Source organism: Streptomyces sp. NPDC046557, from assembly GCF_040645975.1.
Taxonomy (GTDB): domain Bacteria; phylum Actinomycetota; class Actinomycetes; order Streptomycetales; family Streptomycetaceae; genus Streptomyces.
Genome location: NZ_JBEYZH010000001.1, coordinates 411,087 through 428,635 on the forward strand (window position 1 = coordinate 411,087; position 17,549 = coordinate 428,635).

Here is a 17,549-nt window from a genome sequence, read left to right on the forward strand (position 1 = left end):
CGTCATGCGCCAGGACTCACCCGCTCCACCCTGCCAGCCCCCTGCCGACTCCCCCCTGACCGAAGCCACCGCCGAGGAACTGATCCACGGCATCTGCTTCAAGACCGGTCCGCCGCGCCTGCTCGGCGCCGAGCTCGAATGGCTGGTGGTGGACGCCGAGCGCCCCTGGCTGCCGCTGGACGCCGACCGGCTGACCGCGGCGCACGACGCGGCGGGCTCCCTGCCACTGCGGTCCCGGTTCACCGTCGAGCCCGGCGGACAGCTGGAGCTCAGCTCCGCCCCCGCCGACTCCCTCACCGCCTGCGTGGACGGGCTACAGGCCGACCTGGCGGCCGTCCGGGGCGCGCTGCGTGAGCGGGGCCTGGTCCTACAGGGGCTGGGCCGCGACCCGCGCAGCCCCTACCGCCGTCTCCTCGACAGCCCCCGGTACCGGGCTATGGAGCGCTACTTCGACCGTACGGGCCCGGCCGGGCGCGCCATGATGCGCGCCTCCGCGTCCGTGCAGGTCTGTGTGGACGCCGGACTGGAGGAGCCGGGCCCGCTCGGGCACGGCCGGCGGTGGCGGCTGGCGCACCTGCTGGGCGCGGTGCTGGTGGCGTCGTTCGCCAACTCGCCCGCGCGCGAGGGTCCGTACGCCGGGTGGCGGTGCGCGCGGCAGGGGATCTGGGGCGACATCGACGCGCGGCGGGCGCTCGCCCCGCCGTTGGATGTGGAGCCCCGCGCCGCCTGGGCCCGGCACGCGCTGGACACCGAGGTGATGTGCGTGTGCTCAGCCGATCCGTCGTGGGAGGTCCCGGGTGGGCTGACGTTCCGCGACTGGCTGCGCACCGGGGGGCCGAGGCCACCCACCCCGGCGGATCTGGACTACCACCTGACGACCCTGTTCCCGCCGGTCCGGCCGCGCGGCCACCTGGAGCTGCGGATGATCGACGCGCAGCCGGGCGAGGACGGCTGGCTGGTCCCGGTGGCCGTCACACACGCGCTGTTCGACGACCCAGAGGCGGCCGAGACCGCCTACCGGGTGGTGAAGGCGCTGGCGGACGCGTACGGGGGCCGGCACGCGCCCCGCAATCCGCTGTGGCTGACCGCCGCCCGGCTGGGACCGGCCGACCCCGATCTGCGTGCGGCCGCCGTCGCCTGCTTCGCGGCGGCCGGGGAGGCGCTGCCGCGGCTGGGCGCGAGTTCCCACGTACAGGACATGGTCGGCGCCTTCACCGAGCGCTACGTACGGCGCGGCCGCTGTCCGGCCGACGATTTGGACGAGCGGCAGCCCGCCGGGAAGGAACCGCGATCGTGACCACCGAATCCCATCCCGCCGCGTCACGTGAACGGGCGGCCGCGGAGCTGACCGCGGCCCGGGCCCGTACCGCCGCACTGACCGACGCCGTGACCGACGAAGACCTCACGACGCAGCACTCGCCGTTGATGTCGCCACTGGTCTGGGACCTCGCGCACATCGGGAACCAGGAGGAGCTCTGGCTGCTCCGCCGGGTGGACGGACGCGAGTCGATGCGCCCGGAGATCGACCCGCTCTACGACGCCTTCCAACACCCGCGTGCGGAGAGGCCGAAGTTGCCGTTGCTGGGGCCGGAAGAGGCCCGCCGGTACGCGGCGGAGGTGCGGGGCCGGGTCTTCGACCTGCTGGAGCGCACTCCGCTGGAGGGCACCCCGCTGCTGGACGACGGTTTCGCCTTCGGCATGATCGCCCAGCATGAACAGCAGCACGACGAAACGATGCTGATCACCCACCAGTTGCGGCGCGGCGCCCCGGTACTCACCGCGCCCGACCCCGGTCCGCCCCAGGGGCCTCCGCCGGCGGCGGCGGAAGTCCTCGTACCCGGTGGTCCGTTCACGATGGGGACGTCGGCTGAGCCCTGGTCCCTGGACAACGAACGGCCCGCGCACGTCCGCGAGGTGGCACCGTTCTGGATCGACACGGCGCCCGTCACCAATGCCGCTTACCAGGCGTTCATGGCGGACGGCGGTTACCGGGAGCCCCGCTGGTGGGCTGCCGAGGGCTGGGACCAGATCCGCGCGCACGCGATCGAGGCGCCCTTGTTCTGGCACCGGGAGGGCGGGATCTGGCTGCGCCGCAGGTTCGGCGTCACCGAACCCGTCCCGGACGACGAGCCGGTGCTGCACGTGAGTTGGTACGAGGCCGATGCCTACGCCCGCTGGGCGGGACGCCGGCTGCCCACGGAGGCGGAGTGGGAGAAGGCGGCCCGCCACGACCCGCGCTCCGGGCGCTCCACCCGGTACCCGTGGGGCGACGCCGACCCGACGCCCGCCCACGCCAACCTGGGCCAGCGCCATCTGCGCCCCGCCCGGGCGGGCAGCTATCCGGCCGGCGCCTCCCCGCTCGGGTTGCGCCAGTTGATCGGCGACGTGTGGGAGTGGACCGCCTCGGACTTCCTCCCGTACCCGGGGTTCAGGGCATTCCCGTACCGGGAGTACTCGGAGGTGTTCTTCGGCCCGGAGCACAAGGTGCTGCGGGGCGGGTCCTTCGCCGTGGCCCCGGTGGCCTGCCGGGGCACGTTCCGCAACTGGGACCTGCCGGTGCGCCGGCAGATCTTCGCCGGCTTCCGGACCGCGCGCGGCGGTGGGGCCTGATGTGCCGTCACCTGGCCTATCTGGGGCCGGAGGTGTGCCTGGCCCGGCTGCTGAGCGAGCCCGAGCACTCCCTGGTCCGACAGTCCTACGCGCCCCGCCGCCAGCGGTTCGGCACGATCAACGCCGACGGCTTCGGAGTCGGCTGGTACGCGGAGGGGGATCCGGTTCCGGCCCGCTACCGGCGCTCCGGCCCGGTCTGGGGCGATCTGACCTTCGCGGACCTGGCCCGGGTGGTGCGCAGCGCGGCGGTGCTGGCCGCCGTACGGGACGCCACGTTGGCCGGGGCGGACGGTGAGGCCGCCGCCTCGCCGTTCGCGTCGGGGCCGTGGCTGTTCAGTCACAACGGGGCGATACGCGACTGGCCGGACGCGGCGGCCCCGTTGGCCGCGGGGCTGCCGCCGCACGAGTTGCTCCAGTTGGCCGCGCGCACCGATTCGGCGTTGATCTGGGCGCTGGTACTGCGCCGCCTGCGGGAGGGGGACGGTCTCGGCGAGGCGCTCGCCGGGCCGGTGCGGGAGTTGGCGGCCGCTTCCCCGGGCTCCCGGCTGAACCTGCTGCTGACGGACGGCACGGGCATCGCCGCGACCGCGTGGGGCGACTCCCTCTGGTACCTGTCCGATCCGGCGGCCGGGCGCACGGTCGTGGCGTCCGAGCCGTATGACGACGACAGCCGTTGGATCGAGGTAGCCGATCGCACCCTGTTGACCGCCACCCGTACCCGGGTCGACCTGACCCCGCTCAAGGAGAGCCTGTCGTGAGTGACTTCCAGTTGACCCGTACCCTCGACGAGCACTCGGCGGACACCGCGCTGCGGGCGGACGTGCGCGGCGGCCTGACCCGCTCGCCGAAGGAGCTGCCGCCCAAGTGGTTCTACGACGCCCGGGGCAGTGAACTCTTCGAGGAGATCACGCGGTTGTCCGAGTACTACCCGACGCGCGCCGAGCGGGAGATCCTCCTGGGGCGGGCCCGGGAGATCGCCGCGGAAACGGGCGCGCGCACGCTCGTGGAGCTGGGTTCCGGCTCCTCGGAGAAGACCCGGCACCTGATCGAGGCGTTGCCCGAGCTGGAGACGTATATTCCGGTGGACGTGAGCGAGAGCGCCCTGCGGGGTGCGGCGCAGACGCTGCTCGCCGCGCACCCGGGGTTGCGGGTGCACGCCCTCCTGGCGGACTTCACGCGCCCGCTGCGCCTGCCGGAGTCGGGCGGTCCCCGGCTGGTGGTGTTCCTGGGCGGCACGATCGGGAACCTGCGGCCGCCGGAGCGCGCCGCGTTCCTGGCGTCGGTGCGGGCGATGTTGTCGCCGGGTGACGCCTTGCTGATGGGGACGGACCTGGTCAAGGACGAGGCGGTGCTGGTGGCCGCCTACGACGATGCCCAGGGGGTGACGGCGGAGTTCAACAAGAACGTGCTGGCCGTGATCGACCGGGAGTTGGGCGCCGATTTCCACACTGCCGACTTCGCGCACGTGGCGGTGTGGAACCGGGAGCAGGAGTGGATCGAGATGCGGTTGCGGGCCCGGTCGGAGGTGGTGGTGAAGATCCGGGCCCTGGACCTGGTGGTGCGTTTCGAGGCGGGTGAGGAGATCCTCACGGAGATCTCCGCGAAGTTCCGTCAGGAGGGCGTACGGCGGGAGCTGGCCGCCGCCGGGCTGGAGTTGACCCGCTGGTGGACGGACGCGGAGGGGCGTTTCGCGCTGTCCCTGTCGGTGGCCGACGGCCTGGAGGGCTGAGTGCGGATGCCGGGCAGCGTCGGTTGCCCGGTGTCGCAGCGGACGGCTTCCTGAGCGGCCTTCGCGAGGTCCCGTCGGTCCGGGTGCCGGCCCGGCGGGATGCGCGGCAGCAGCCGCACCTCGGCCCGTATCCCGCGGGCGCGGGCGATCCGCCACAGGGAGGCGGTCAGCGGATCGTCCCCGACGAAGGCGGGCGCCCCGGCGAGGCGCCCGTCGGCCGCCGACCGGTAGGCGAGCCGTACGGGTTGTACGGGCACCCGGGCGTCCAGGGCCGACTGGAACGCTGCCCGCCGGAAGGGTCCTTGGGCTCGTCCGCACCAGGTGGACCCTTCGGGGAAGACGGTGACCCGGTCCCCGGCCAGCAGGGACCGGGTGAGGGTGTCGACGGTGTGGGGCAGGGCCCTGATCCGGTCGCGTTCGATGAAGAGGGTTCCGGCCCGGGCGGCGAGGCGACCGAGTACGGGCCAGGCGCCGATCTCGCTCTTGGCCAGCATCCGGGAGGGCAGGACGGCGGCGACGAGGGGGATGTCCAGCCAGGAGATGTGGTTGGCGACGATCAGTCGGCCGCCGTCCGGCCCCGGGCTGCCGTGCACGGTGATCCGTATCCCCAGGGCCCGCAGCAGTGCCGCCGCCCAGGCCCGGACGAGGGCGTGGCGGAGGCGTTGCGGCAGCAGCCTGACCGGCGGGGCGGTCAGGACCGCGAGCAGCGTCAGGGCGGCGGCGCAGGCGAGACGCGCCACCGCGTGCGGAATGCTCGCCGCCCGCCCCTCGTGGGCCGCGCAGGCTTCGGGAGTGCAGGGCGCGGTGGGCAGCCAGCCGCTCATGCGCCCGGGGCGAGCGAGAGGAAGTGGTTGAGGTAGCGCGGGTTGGTGCGGCGCAGCGAGAGCAGGACGTACAGGTCTGCGCTGCCGAACCCGGCGTCGAGTGCGGGCTCGCCGCAGACCCAGGCGCCCAGGCGCAGGTAGCCGCGCAGCAGCGGGGGCAGTTTCGTGCGGTCGGGGAAGGCGATGCCTTCGGGGGTCCAGGGGAGGTGCGGGGTGACCCGGTACTCCTCGGGCGCGAGGTGGCGGGTGAGGACGTTGGCGCGGGTGGCGGCGGCCAGCAGCCCGCCGTCGGCCAGCGGGATCGAACAGCACCCGGCGAGCCAGTTGTGGCCGGAGCGGTCCATGTAGCGGGCGAGGCCGGCCCAGATGAGGGCGATGACGGCGCCGTTGCGGTGGTCGGGGTGGACGCAGGAGCGGCCGACTTCGACGAGGTCGGGGCGGATGGGGTCCAGCGCCGTCAGGTCGAACTCGCCTTCGGAGTAGAGGCGGCCGGCGATCGCGGCGCGTTCCGGGGGCAGCAGCCGGTAGGTGCCGACGACCTGTCCGGTGTTCTCGTCCACCACCAGGAGGTGGTCGCAGTAGGCGTCGAAGGCGTCGGCGTCGATGCCCGGCTCGGGGCCGTCCAGGCGGGCGCCGAACTCTCCGGCGAAGACGAGGTGGCGCAGCCGCTGGGCGGCGCGCACCTCGTCCTCGTCGCGGGCGAGGCGGACGGCGTACCGGGGGGTGGTGGCGGGGGGTGCGAGGGTGGTCGGGGACAGGGGGGCGATGGTCATGACTGCTCCTGATCCGGGCACGGTGGCCGGGCCGGCGGGTTGGCGGCCTGGCTCCTTTACTTCTTCCGTGACCGGCTGGATTCGACATGACCCCTCAGCGGCGGCGGGATGTGCGGACGCTGAACTCGGTGCTCGGACGGTGTGGCGGCCTCAGCGTCGGCTGCTCAGGATCTTGCCGATCGCGTCGGACGCGGTCGCCGCCGCCCGGTTGGGGTCCTGGCCGGTGAGGACGGCCGTCATGAACGGCTTGATCGGGTTCTTGGCCTCGACGTCGGCCCAGTGCGCGGAGTTCGGGGTGGCGCGGCCCTGGGCGGCGCCGGTGGCCATGGCTGCGGCGCCCTCGTTTCCCTCGACGACGTGGGCGAGGGTCGTCTTGTTCGGCACGTAGCTCATGGTGGTGGCGAGTTCGGTCTGCCACTTCTCGCTGACCAGCGCGGTGATCACGTCGACCGCCTGGGCGCGCCGCTTCGTCTTCTCCGGGATGATCAGGTCGGAGCCGCCCGTGAAGACGGCGCCGGGCTTCTCGGAGGTCTTGCCGGGGATGGGGAAGAAGCCGAGCTTGCCCTTGAGCGCGGGGTTGGCCGCCTCGATCTCGCGGGCCTGGCCGGGCGGGGCGATGATCTGGGCGACCTGGCCCCGGGCGAATACCTGGGACTGCGGGGGCGTTTCCTCGTCGGCGTCCTTGGGGCCGTCGCCCAGGCTCTGGAGCTGCTTGTAGAACTCCATCGCGGACAGGGCCTTGTCGTCGTCGAGGGCGCCGGACCATTCGCCGCTGTTCTCCACGGCGAGGTCGCCGCCCTCGTCCCAGATGAAGCCGGCGAGGACGTACCAGTTCTGGCCGGGCAGGTAGATGCCCTGCTGACCGCCCGGTTCGCCCTTGCCCCCCTTGTCGAGCTTCTGGGTGGCCGCGAGCCATTCCTGGCGGGTCTTGGGGGCGCTCTTGATGCCGGCGCTCGCGAAGAGGTCCTTGTTGTAGATGACCACACGGTTGGCCGCGTACCAGGGGACGCCGTATTGGGCTCCGTCGACACTGCCGGGATCGGACAGGCCCCGCAGCCAGTCGTTGCTGCCCCAGGCGCGCAGTCCCTCCAGGGTGAGTTCGCGCAGCCCGCCGGTCTCCACGTACTGGGCGACCTGGGTGTTGCCGACCTCGATGACGTCGGCGTTCTCCTTGCTCTTGCCTTCGAGGACGGCGTTGACCTTGTCGACGACGCCGGTCCATTCCTGGATCTTGACGACGAGGTCGATGTCGGGGTGTTCCTTCTCGAAGTCGGCGGTGAACTTGGCGATGAAGTCGTCCGACGCGCTTCCCTTCATGAGCCACAGCGTCACCTTTTCGGGCCCCGCCTCCGATCCGGCCGACCCGGTGCAGCCGGAGAGGGCGGTCGCGGCCGCGAGGGCGGTGCACAGGGCGAGGAAGCGCATCTTCACGGAAAGTCACCTTCTGGGGACGGATCTCAGATGGCTTGAAAATTGGCATGGACCAATGGGCTGGTCAAGACCTTCCGCCTCGGGACTGTTCACGCAAAGTTCGCGGGAGCGGAGTTACTGGGGCACCGTGGAACCAGACAACAGCGACCACTGTCGGGAGACGCCCATGTCCCAGCACACGTACCGGGTGACCGAAATCGTCGGCACTTCCCACGAGGGCATCGATCAGGCCATCCGCAACGGGATCGCGCGAGCGGGCGCGAAGCTGCGCAACCTGGACTGGTTCGAGGTCACGCAGGTGCGCGGGCACATCGAGAACGGCGAGGTCGCCCACTACCAGGTGGGCCTGAAGGTGGGCTTCCGGCTCGACGACGAGGACTGACGGGAGCCGACGGCGGCCGAAAGGGTGGGCGGGCGGACCGGACCACGCCGTGCGGCCCCGCGTCGGAGGCGGCCAGGTGGAACGTCAGGTACGGCCCGGCGGCGCGTCAGGTGCGGCCCTCGGTCTCCTGGGCGGTGGTGAGTTCCGGCGCGTCCGCCGCCCAGTCGGCGAGCACCACGCGGAAGCCCGCCTCCCGGGCCGCCCGGCAGACCAGTTCGTCGTCGTCCACGAGCATCCGCACCTCCCGCCCCCGGGCGATCCGGCCGAGCACCTCCAGCTTCGTCGCCCGGGCGGGGCGGCGGTCCCGGTCGCCCCGCATCCACAGCCGGCCCTCCGGCAGTCCGTGCCATGCCAGCCACTCGACCGTGTCCGCCCGGCAGCGCTCCGGCCGCCCGGTCAGGTAGACCACCTCGCAGTCGGCCGCGCTCTCCACTGCCAGGGCCACCCCGCGCGCGAGCGGCGGATCGGCCGGAGCGGCGGCGAAGAAACCGTCCCAGTCGCGCGGACGGCGCTCCAGGAAGTGCTGGCGGTGGTCGGTGTCGGACAGGGTGTTGTCGATGTCGAAGACGGCCAGGGGCCGACGAGCGGCGCTCTCAAGGGACATGGCGCAAGCGTAGAGGCCTCTCCCGGCTTCGGGAATCCTGGCGGTCCGCGGACGTTGAGCAGTGTGTGATCCCGAGAATCTCGATACTCGACCGGTCCCGCACGCGCGTGGGGCACCCCGCCCCGCAGGCTCTGCGGGACACCGTGGACCTCGCCCGTGCGGCGGAGCGGCTCGGCTACCACCGCTTCTGGGTGTCCGAGCACCACGGCGTGCCGGGCGTCGCGGGTTCCGCGCCGACCGTGCTGGCCGCCGCCGTGGCCGCCTCCACCCGGCGCATCCGGGTCGGTACGGGCGGGGTGATGCTGCCCAACCACCGGCCGATGGTCGTCGCCGAGCAGTTCGGGGTGTTGGAGGCCCTGTTCCCCGGTCGCGTCGACATGGGCCTGGGCCGCTCGGTCGGCTTCACCGACGGGATCCGGCGGGCCCTGGGCCGGGACACCAGGGACGCGGACCGGTTCGAGGAACAACTCGCCGAGCTGCTGGGCTGGATCGACGGGACCCAGCGGGCCCACCCGGAGGTGCACGCCCGACCGGCCGAGGGGCTGCGGGTCCCCGCGTACGTACTGGCCACCGGCGAGGGCGCGCGGATCGCGGCACGGGCCGGGCTGCCGGTGGTCGTGGGCGACCTGCGGGCCCGCGGCCGGGTGGCCCAGGCCGTGGCGGCGTACCGCGAGGAGTTCCGGCCCTCCCCCTGGGGCGCGCGGCCGTACGTGGTGGTCTCGGGGACGGTGGCGGTCGCTGCCACCGAGGAGGCCGCCCGGCGGATCCTGCTCCCGGAGGCCTGGTCCCTCGCCTACTCGCGCACCCGGGGCTCCTTCCCGCCCCTGCGCCCGGCCGAGGAGATCGGGGCGCTGGAGATGACCGCGAAGGAGCGCGAGCTGTACGAGGGCGCGCTGCAAGGGCACGTCCACGGCAGCGAGGAGCAGGTCGCGGCGGAGCTGACGGAGGTCGCCGGGGCGTTGGGCGCCGACGAGCTGCTGGTCACGACGTCCACGTACGACCGTACGGCGCTGTTGGACTCGTTCACCCGGCTGGCCCGGCTCGCGGGCCTGCACGGGAGGGGGGCCGGAGGGCCGGGGGCCGGAGGGACGGGCGCGGGTGCCGGAGGGGCGGGCGGGGCCGCGGAGGGTGGCGCCCCCTAAACTGGGACGAATGCACCCGCAGACCGCTCCGCAGACCCACACCCACGCCCACGACCCCTACGTACGGGTGCGGGGGGCCCGGGAGCACAATCTGCGCGGCGTCGATGTGGACATCCCGCGCGACGCGCTCACCGTCTTCACCGGTGTTTCCGGCTCCGGCAAGAGCTCCCTCGCCTTCGGCACGCTCTACGCCGAGGCCCAGCGTCGGTACTTCGAGTCCGTGGCCCCGTACGCCCGGCGGCTGATCCACCAGATCGGCGCCCCCAAGGTGGACTCCGTCACGGGACTGCCGCCCGCCGTCTCGCTGGAACAGCGGCGCTCCTCCCCCGGGTCCCGCTCCTCGGTCGGCACGGTGACGATGCTGTCCAACTCCCTGCGGATGCTGTACTCCCGTGCGGGCGCCTACCCGCCGGGCGCGGCACGCCTCGACTCCGACTCCTTCTCCCCCAACACCGCCGTCGGCGCCTGCCCGTCCTGTCACGGCATCGGCCGCGTCCACCACACCAGCGAGGAACTCCTGGTGCCGGACCCGGACCTGTCCATCCGTCAGGGCGCCATCGCCGCCTGGCCGGGCGCCTGGCAGGGCAAGAATTTGCGGGACATCCTGGAGGCGCTCGGCCACGACGTGGACGCGCCCTGGCGGGAGCTGTCGGCGAAGGACCGCGCGTGGATCCTGTTCACCGAGGAGCAGCCGGTGGTCACCGTGCACCCGGTTCGGGACGCCGACCGCATCCAACGTCCTTACCAGGGAACCTACATGAGTGCCCACCGCTATGTGATGCGGACCTTCGCCGACAGCAAGAGCGCCACCCTGCGCGCACGCGCCGAGAAGTTCCTCACCGACTCGCCGTGCCCGCGCTGCGAGGGCCGCAGGCTGCGGCCCGAGGCCCTCGCCGTGACCTTCGCGGGGCGCACGATCGCGGAGCTGGCGGCACTGGCGCTGACCGCCCTGGACGAGGTACTGGCCTCCACGCCCGCCGCCGGAGAGGCGGCGCGGGTGCTCATCGAGGACCTGCGGGCACGGATCGGGCCGATCACCGAACTCGGGCTCGGCTACTTGAGCCTGGACCGGAGCGCGCCCTCCCTGTCGGCGGGCGAGTTGCAGCGGCTTCGGCTGGCGACGCAGCTGCGGTCGGGGCTGTTCGGGGTGGTGTACGTACTGGACGAACCGTCGGCGGGGCTGCACCCGGCCGACACCGAGGCGCTGCTCGGCGTACTGGACCGGCTCAAGGCGGCAGGGAACACGGTGTTCGTGGTGGAGCACGACATGGAGGTGGTGCGGCACGCGGACTGGCTGGTGGACGTGGGCCCGCTGGCCGGGGAGCACGGCGGGCGGGTGCTGCACAGCGGGCCGCCGGACGCGCTGGCCGGGGTGGCGCGGTCGGCGACGGCCCGGCACCTGTTCGGGCCGGGCGGGTCGGCCCCGGCCCGGGCGGCGCGCACCGCGACGGGTACGGTGCGGCTCAGCGGGATCGAGCGGCACAACCTGCGCGGCGTGGACGCGGAGTTCCCGCTCGGCGTGTTCACGGCCGTCACCGGCGTCTCCGGGTCGGGGAAGTCCACGCTGGTCGGCCAGGCGCTGGCCGGGGAGGTCGGGGAGCGGATCACGGACGCGCGGTTCCCGGTGCGGCGGCTGGTGGAGGTGGACCAGAAGCCGATCGGTCGCACCCCGCGCTCCAACCTCGCCACGTACACGGGGTTGTTCGATGTGGTGCGCCGGCTCTTCACGGCCTCGCCACAGGCGCGGGAGCGGGGTTGGAAGGCGGGGCGGTTCTCCTTCAACGTGCCGGGCGGCCGCTGCGAGACCTGCCAGGGCGAGGGCTTCGTCTCGGTGGAGTTGCTCTTCCTGCCCAGTACGTACGCCCCCTGCCCGGACTGCGCGGGCGCGCGCTACAACCCCGAGACCCTGGAGGTCCGCTACGAAGGGCTGAGCATTGCGGAGGTGCTGGCCCTGACGGTGGAGTCGGCGTCGGAATTCTTCGCGGGGGTCCCGGCGGCGGCGCGCAGCCTTCGGGCGCTGGAGGACATCGGGCTGGGCTATCTGCGGCTGGGGCAGCCGGCGACGGAGTTGTCGGGCGGTGAGGCACAGCGGATCAAGCTGGCGACGGAGCTGCAGAGGGTGCGCCGCGACCACACGCTGTACCTGCTGGACGAGCCGACGACGGGGCTGCACCCGGCCGATGTGCGGGTTCTGCTGCGGCAGTTGCACGGCCTGGTGGACGCCGGGCACTCGGTGGTGGTCGTGGAGCACGACATGGAGGTGGTGGCGGGTGCGGACTGGGTGATCGACCTGGGCCCGGGCGGCGGGGCGGACGGCGGACGGGTGGTCGCGGCCGGAACCCCGGCCGAGGTGGCGCGCACCCCGGGCAGCGCCACGGCGCGCTATCTGGCGCGGGCCCTGGGGTGAGCCGGCGGGGTGCCAGGTGAGCCGGCAGGTCTTCGCGATCGGCGCCGGGGAGGCTCAGGCGATCTGCCCCTACTGGTGGGCCGGGTCCCCGTACGCCTCGAACTCGTAGAGGGAGTAACCGTACGCCGTACCGCGCTGGGTGCCGTACACGCGGATGTAGCGGCCGGAACCGGTCAGGCCGGTCAGGTCCTGGACGGCGCCCGCGCCGGTGGTGGTGGAGTAGACGGTGCGCCAGGTGGCGGCGTCGTCGGAGAGCTGGATACGGAACGACTTGCCGTACGCGGCCTCCCAGCGCAGCACCACGCGGTCGATACGGCGGACGGCGCCGAGGTCGACCTGGAGCCACTGCGGATCGCGGTACGCGCTGGACCAGCGGGTACCGGGATCGCCGTCCGTCGCGGCGGCCGCGGGGAAGTTCGCCGTCTCGGTGCTGGACGCGGTGGTGGGGCGGCCCAGGGCCAGGTCGCCCGGTCGGACGACGCCCGGCCAGGCGGGGTTGTGGCCCACGGCCGCCACGATCGGTGTGAAGGCCGCGTACGTCGCCGCCGGCTTCGGTGAACCCCAGGTCTGCTGGGCCAGGGCGCGCACCGGGTACATGATCCCCGCCGCGATCTGGTCCTCGGTCTCGGCCGTGGGGTTGTCGCACCAGACGTGGAGGAGCGAGCCGGGGTTCTTCGCCGCGTCGGAGAGGGTGTTGCCGCCCTCGAAGCGGTCCGCGGTCCAGGTCTCGTACATCCACTTGGTGTCGGGTTTCGCGCCGCCGAGCACGTAATAGGTGGGCGTCCAGGATTCGTTGGCGACGGTGTGCCCGGCAGCGGCCAACTGCTGTGGGGTGAGGCCGTAGGTGTACCAGTACTCGACGACGATCGCGGGGTTCGGGGTGAGCGTTCCGTCGCCGGACTTGATGCCGTCGTTCCACATGCGGGTGGTCTTGCCGCCGGCCCGGACCAGCGCGTCGGCCCAGTTGACGAACCCGTAGTAGGTGTCCTTGGCGGTGGCGTTCGCGCCGTAGTGGGCGCGGGCGTAGGAGAGGAGCTGGGGGTACTTGGTGTAGTCGGTGACGTATTCGTCCGCTCCGATGTGCCAGTACGGCCCGGGGAACAGGGGCAGGTACTCGTCGATCAGGTCTTTGATCAGGGTGTACGAGGCGGGGAGGGAGAGGTCGATGAAGTCGGGGCTGAGGGCGCCGGAGCCGCTCTTGAGTTTGAGTTCGGGGTGCGCCGCCAGCACCGCGTTCATGTGCCCGGGTGTGTCCACCTCCGGGACGATGGTGACGTGGTACTTACGACCGAGGGCGACGAGGTCGGCGATGTCCTGCTTGGTGTAGTGGTCGGTGGAGACGATCTCGGGGTGCGTGGAGCTTTCCAGGCGGAAGCCGAAGGTGTCGGAGAGATGGAAGTGGAAGGTGTTGAGCTTGAGGTAGGCGAGTTCCTTGATGTGCTGCTTGAGCCAGTCGACGGTGAAGAACTTCCGTCCCTGGTCGACCATGAGCCCGCGCTCCGCCTTGGCGGGCCAGTCGACCGCCGTTCCGGCCGGCACCGATGTGGACTGGTGGAGCAGTTGCAGGACGCTGCGCGTGCCGTTGAAGGCGCCGGTGTCGGTGGCGGCCCGGATGGTGACGGAGGCGGCGACGGTCATCCGGTAGCCCTCGGCGGGCAGGGCGGGCTCCCCGAGGGTGAGGCCGATGTCCCCGGGGGCCGGGGCGGCGCTGACCACGGCCACGCTGCGGCCGGTCAGGGCGGCCAGGTCGTCGGCGAAGGTGGCTGCCACGTCGGCGAGTTGGGCGGTGAAGGCGGGGTCGACGGTGATGCGGGTGGCGGCGGTGAAGGTGTAGGTACCGGCGCCGGCCGTCCATTGCCGCAGGGCCGGTACGGTCTGCGGCGGCGCGACGGCGGCCACGGGGGCGGCGGCCACCGGGGTGGGGTGGGCGGCGGCACCGGGGAGGGCCGGCGCGCAGACCGCGCAGACGGCGGCGATCAGGAGTCCGAGCAGACGCATGGGTGCCTCCAGCCGGCTGTGGCCGCGGAGCGGAACGGGGGCTCAAGTGCAGCCCAGTGCCGCGTACATGTCAATACATGCTCGGAACCCGGCCGGATCGAGCACGGTCGCGCAGTCTGATGCCCGTCCGGACATCCCCTAAGCGTCGCCGGCCAACAGGTGTTGCGGGAGTTCGCGGAAGTCCCATCGGCCCTGGTGGCGGGTGAACATCCAGACCAGGTCGTGGCGGTCGGGCCAGGCGGCGGGGACGCCGAGGACGTGGTGGGCGCCGAGGGCGCGGACCAGGCGGGGGATGCCCGGGTGCTCCCAGCAGACGAGTACGGGCATCCGCGCGGCCAGCACCGCCTGCGCCAGGGCCGGCTCCGCGCCGATGGCGAACTCGGCGCGGACGGGCAGGCGCAGGGCCGTCGCCAGCGGCCCCACGGTCTGCTTGCTGCGGGCGGGCGCGGACGGGCCACCGCCCGTCGCGAAGATCACCGCCGGGCGCGGCAACGGAGCCCGGGCCGCCGGGGGGAACAGCCGCGGGAGTTCCTCGGCGCGGCGCTCGCCCCGGCCGGCCAGGGACCCGGGGTGTTCGTTGCCGTCGTCGTCCTCGCCGGTGTCCCCGGGGGGCGGCTGCTCCCCGTGCCGGATGATCATGACGAGGGCGTCCTCGGGGCGGGCTTTCGGGCCGGGGGCCGGGCGCGCGGACTCCGTGGTGCAGCCCGCCACCGCGAGCGGGGCGAGGGCGGCGGCCAGCACGGCTCGGCGGCGCGGTCCGGACCCGGCGGGGGCTTGTGGCATGGGGTCACTGTCCCCCACGGCCGGGATACCGCCCGGTCGCGGCGCGACGTACGGCCGCCACGAGCCCCCGGTCGGCGGATCGGATCCCTCGTTCGGATCCGTCGTCGGGTCCGTCGTCGGATCCCTCCGCCGGGGTCTCGCCCGACCCGAGGGCGGTCGGGTACTACCCCTTGCGGACCGCGCGGAGCCACTCCTTGTTCATCGCGGCGATCGACGGCAGCGGGATGCCCTTGGGGCAGGCCGTGGCGCATTCGCCGGTCAGGGTGCAGCCGCCGAAGCCTTCGTCGTCCATCCGGGCCACCATGTCCAGGACCCGCGTCTCCCGCTCGGGCGAGCCCTGCGGCAGCACGTTCAGGTGGTTGACCTTGGCGGAGGTGAACAGCATCGCGGAGCCGTTGGGGCAGGCCGCCACACAGGCGCCGCAGCCTATGCACTCGGCGTGTTCGAAGGCGTAGTCGGCGTCGGCCTTCGGCACGGCGTTGGCGTGCGCCTCGGGGGCGGAGCCGGTGGGGGCGGTGATGTAACCGCCGGCCTGGATGATCCGGTCGAAGGCGCTGCGGTCGACGACGAGGTCTTTGACCACCGGGAAGGCCGAGGCGCGCCACGGTTCGACGTCGATGGTGTCGCCGTCGGCGAAGGCCCGCATGTGGAGCTGGCAGGTGGTGGTCCGCTCGGGGCCGTGGGCGTCGCCGTTGATGACGAGGCTGCACGCGCCGCAGATGCCTTCGCGGCAGTCGTGATCGAAGGCGACCGGATCCTCACCGCGCAGGATGAGGTCCTCGTTGAGGGTGTCGAGCATCTCCAGGAAGGACATGTCCTTCGATATGCCGTCGACCTCGTAGGAGGCCATGGCGCCGGGTGCGTCGGCGTTTCGCTGGCGCCAGACGCGCAGGGTGAGCTTCATGCGTAGCTCCGCTGGGTGGGGTGGACGTACTCGAAGACGAGGTCTTCCTTGTGCAGGACGGGCGCGGTGCCCGTCCCCTGGTACTGCCAGGCCGCCGCGTAGCCGAACTCCTCGTCCCGACGGGCGGCTTCGCCGTCGGGGGTCTGGGACTCCTCGCGGAAGTGGCCGCCGCAGGACTCGGCGCGATGGAGCGCGTCGAGGCACATCAGCTCGGCGAGCTCCAGGTAGTCGACGACGCGGTTGGCCTTCTCCAGCGACTGGTTGAGCTCCTCCCCGCTGCCCGGGACCTTGATCCGCCGCCAGAACTCCTCGCGGATCTCCGGGATGCGGGCGAGGGCCTTGCGCAGGCCGGCGTCGGTGCGGGCCATGCCGCAGAACTCCCACATGAGCTCGCCGATCTCGCGGTGGAAGGAGTCCGGGGTGCGGTCGCCGTCGACGGCGAGCAGCTTCGCGAGGGTGTCGCGGGTTTCGCGGACGACGGCCGCCGCCTCGGGGTGGGTGTCGTCCACGCTGTCGTGGTGCGGGTTGCGGGCCAGGTAGTCGTTGATGGTGGAGGGCAGGACGAAATAGCCGTCGGCGAGGCCCTGCATGAGCGCGGAGGCGCCGAGCCGGTTGGCGCCGTGGTCGGAGAAGTTGGCCTCCCCGATCGCGAACAGGCCGGGAACGGTGGTCTGGAGGTCGTAGTCGACCCACAGTCCGCCCATCGTGTAGTGGACGGCCGGGTAGATCCGCATGGGGACCTCGTACGGGTTCTCCGCGGTGATCCGCTCGTACATGTCGAAGAGGTTGCCGTACTTCTCGGCGACCTTGTCCTTGCCCATGCGGCGGATGGCGTCCGCGAAGTCGAGGTAGACGCCCTGGCCGCCGGGGCCGACGCCACGGCCCTCGTCGCAGACGTTCTTCGCGGCACGGGAGGCGATGTCGCGGGGCACGAGGTTGCCGAAGGAGGGGTAGATCCGCTCCAGGTAGTAGTCGCGCTCCGCTTCGGGGATCTCCGCGGCGGGGCGGGTGTCCCCCTTGGCCTTGGGCACCCAGATGCGGCCGTCGTTGCGCAGGGACTCGCTCATCAGCGTCAGCTTCGACTGGTGGTCGCCGGTGCGCGGGATGCAGGTGGGGTGGATCTGGGTGAAGCAGGGGTTCGCGAAGTAGGCGCCGCGCCGGTGCGCCCGCCAGATGGCGGTCGCGTTGGAGTTCATGGCGTTGGTGGAGAGGTAGAAGACGTTGCCGTAGCCGCCGCTCGCCAGGACGACGGCGTCGGCGTAGTACGTGCCGATCTTCCCGGTGATCAGGTCACGGGCGACGACGCCGCGCGCGACTCCGTCGACGGTGATCAGGTCGAGCATCTCGGTGCGGGCGTGCATCTCGACGTTGCCCGCGGCGATCTGGCGGGACAGCGCCTGGTAGGCGCCGAGGAGCAGCTGCTGGCCCGTCTGGCCGCGGGCGTAGAAGGTGCGCGAGACCTGGACGCCGCCGAAGGAGCGGGTGTCGAGGAGGCCGCCGTACTCGCGGGCGAAGGGGACGCCCTGGGCCACGCACTGGTCGATGATCTCGACGGAGATCTGGGCGAGGCGGTGGACGTTGGACTCGCGGGCGCGGAAGTCGCCGCCCTTGACGGTGTCGTAGAAGAGGCGGTGCACGGAGTCGCCGTCGTTGCGGTAGTTCTTGGCGGCGTTGATGCCGCCCTGGGCGGCGATGGAGTGGGCGCGGCGCGGGGAGTCGGAGTAGCAGAACTGGACCACGTGGTAGCCCTGTTCGGCGAGGGTCGCGCCGGCCGCGCCGCCGGCCAGGCCGGTGCCGACGACGATGACGGTGTGCTTGCGCCGGTTGGCCGGGTTGACCAGCTTGGCCTCGAAGCGGCGGCGGTCCCAGCGTTCGGCGATGGGGCCGGCGGGGGCCTTGGTGTCGGTGACGGGCTCGCCGGTGGTGTAGGCGACGTAGTCGGTGTTGTCGGTGTTGGTCATC

15 protein-coding genes are annotated in these 17,549 nt (G+C 72.6%); 7 read left to right on the top strand and 8 right to left on the bottom strand.

Annotated elements, in window-relative coordinates:
- Window positions 1-4 precede the first annotated feature (4 nt).
- From egtA to egtD, 4 genes are read left to right on the top strand one after another with little or no spacing between them, the layout of a single operon-like run.
- Window positions 5-1,297, top strand: a complete 1,293-nt coding sequence (egtA, locus tag ABZ934_RS02055; RefSeq protein ID WP_361307517.1) for an ergothioneine biosynthesis glutamate--cysteine ligase EgtA — start codon at window positions 5-7, stop codon at window positions 1,295-1,297.
- A complete protein-coding gene (gene egtB, locus ABZ934_RS02060; RefSeq protein WP_361307519.1) occupies window positions 1,294-2,610 on the top strand; it encodes an ergothioneine biosynthesis protein EgtB in 1,317 nt (438 codons plus the stop codon). The genes egtA and egtB overlap by 4 nt, the downstream gene beginning before the upstream one ends.
- Entirely contained in the window at window positions 2,610-3,368 is a 759-nt protein-coding gene (egtC, locus tag ABZ934_RS02065) for an ergothioneine biosynthesis protein EgtC (RefSeq protein WP_361307521.1), read from the top strand. The genes egtB and egtC overlap by 1 nt, the downstream gene beginning before the upstream one ends.
- A complete protein-coding gene (egtD, locus tag ABZ934_RS02070; RefSeq protein ID WP_361307523.1) occupies window positions 3,365-4,339 on the top strand; it encodes an L-histidine N(alpha)-methyltransferase in 975 nt (324 codons plus the stop codon). The genes egtC and egtD overlap by 4 nt, the downstream gene beginning before the upstream one ends.
- Here egtD and ABZ934_RS02075 read toward each other — a convergent pair.
- The 3 genes from ABZ934_RS02075 to ABZ934_RS02085 all read right to left on the bottom strand — a co-directional run bounded on the left by ABZ934_RS02075 (window position 4,222) and on the right by ABZ934_RS02085 (window position 7,361).
- Complete coding sequence (locus tag ABZ934_RS02075; protein WP_361307525.1) at window positions 4,222-5,163, bottom strand: lysophospholipid acyltransferase family protein; 942 nt, start codon at window positions 5,161-5,163, stop codon at window positions 4,222-4,224. The genes egtD and ABZ934_RS02075 overlap by 118 nt on opposite strands.
- Window positions 5,160-5,936, bottom strand: coding sequence for a GNAT family N-acyltransferase (locus ABZ934_RS02080; RefSeq protein WP_361307527.1), 777 nt, complete (start codon window positions 5,934-5,936; stop codon window positions 5,160-5,162). The genes ABZ934_RS02075 and ABZ934_RS02080 overlap by 4 nt, the downstream gene beginning before the upstream one ends.
- 150 nt (window positions 5,937-6,086) lie before the next feature.
- Entirely contained in the window at window positions 6,087-7,361 is a 1,275-nt protein-coding gene (locus tag ABZ934_RS02085) for an extracellular solute-binding protein (protein ID WP_361308673.1), read from the bottom strand.
- A 172-nt stretch (window positions 7,362-7,533) separates the two neighbouring features.
- Here ABZ934_RS02085 and ABZ934_RS02090 point away from each other — a divergent pair, with 172 nt between their 5' ends.
- A complete protein-coding gene (locus ABZ934_RS02090) occupies window positions 7,534-7,749 on the top strand; it encodes a dodecin (protein WP_361307529.1) in 216 nt (71 codons plus the stop codon).
- 106 nt (window positions 7,750-7,855) lie between these two features.
- Here the strand turns inward: ABZ934_RS02090 and ABZ934_RS02095 are convergent, their stop codons facing one another.
- Complete coding sequence (locus tag ABZ934_RS02095) at window positions 7,856-8,353, bottom strand: hypothetical protein (RefSeq protein ID WP_361307531.1); 498 nt, start codon at window positions 8,351-8,353, stop codon at window positions 7,856-7,858.
- Window positions 8,354-8,418: 65 nt separating this feature from the next.
- Here ABZ934_RS02095 and ABZ934_RS02100 point away from each other — a divergent pair, with 65 nt between their 5' ends.
- Together ABZ934_RS02100 and ABZ934_RS02105 are read left to right on the top strand one after the other, a co-directional pair.
- Complete coding sequence (locus ABZ934_RS02100; RefSeq protein WP_361307533.1) at window positions 8,419-9,495, top strand: LLM class flavin-dependent oxidoreductase; 1,077 nt, start codon at window positions 8,419-8,421, stop codon at window positions 9,493-9,495.
- 10 nt (window positions 9,496-9,505) lie between these two features.
- Window positions 9,506-11,902, top strand: coding sequence for an excinuclease ABC subunit UvrA (locus ABZ934_RS02105; RefSeq protein ID WP_361307535.1), 2,397 nt, complete (start codon window positions 9,506-9,508; stop codon window positions 11,900-11,902).
- A 69-nt stretch (window positions 11,903-11,971) separates the two neighbouring features.
- On the opposite strand, the gene ABZ934_RS02110 is transcribed toward ABZ934_RS02105, so the two are convergent.
- From ABZ934_RS02110 to ABZ934_RS02125, 4 genes are all read right to left on the bottom strand, one after another.
- Complete coding sequence (locus ABZ934_RS02110) at window positions 11,972-13,900, bottom strand: family 20 glycosylhydrolase (protein ID WP_361307537.1); 1,929 nt, start codon at window positions 13,898-13,900, stop codon at window positions 11,972-11,974.
- A 138-nt stretch (window positions 13,901-14,038) separates the two neighbouring features.
- Window positions 14,039-14,683, bottom strand: coding sequence for a hypothetical protein (locus tag ABZ934_RS02115; RefSeq protein WP_361307540.1), 645 nt, complete (start codon window positions 14,681-14,683; stop codon window positions 14,039-14,041).
- Between the two features lie 163 nt (window positions 14,684-14,846).
- Window positions 14,847-15,587 carry a succinate dehydrogenase/fumarate reductase iron-sulfur subunit gene (locus ABZ934_RS02120; RefSeq protein WP_361307542.1) on the bottom strand — a complete coding sequence of 247 codons (741 nt, stop codon included), beginning with the start codon at window positions 15,585-15,587 and terminating at the stop codon, window positions 14,847-14,849.
- Window positions 15,584-17,548 carry a fumarate reductase/succinate dehydrogenase flavoprotein subunit gene (locus ABZ934_RS02125; RefSeq protein ID WP_361307544.1) on the bottom strand — a complete coding sequence of 655 codons (1,965 nt, stop codon included), beginning with the start codon at window positions 17,546-17,548 and terminating at the stop codon, window positions 15,584-15,586. The genes ABZ934_RS02120 and ABZ934_RS02125 overlap by 4 nt, the downstream gene beginning before the upstream one ends.
- Window position 17,549: the final 1 nt, after the last annotated feature.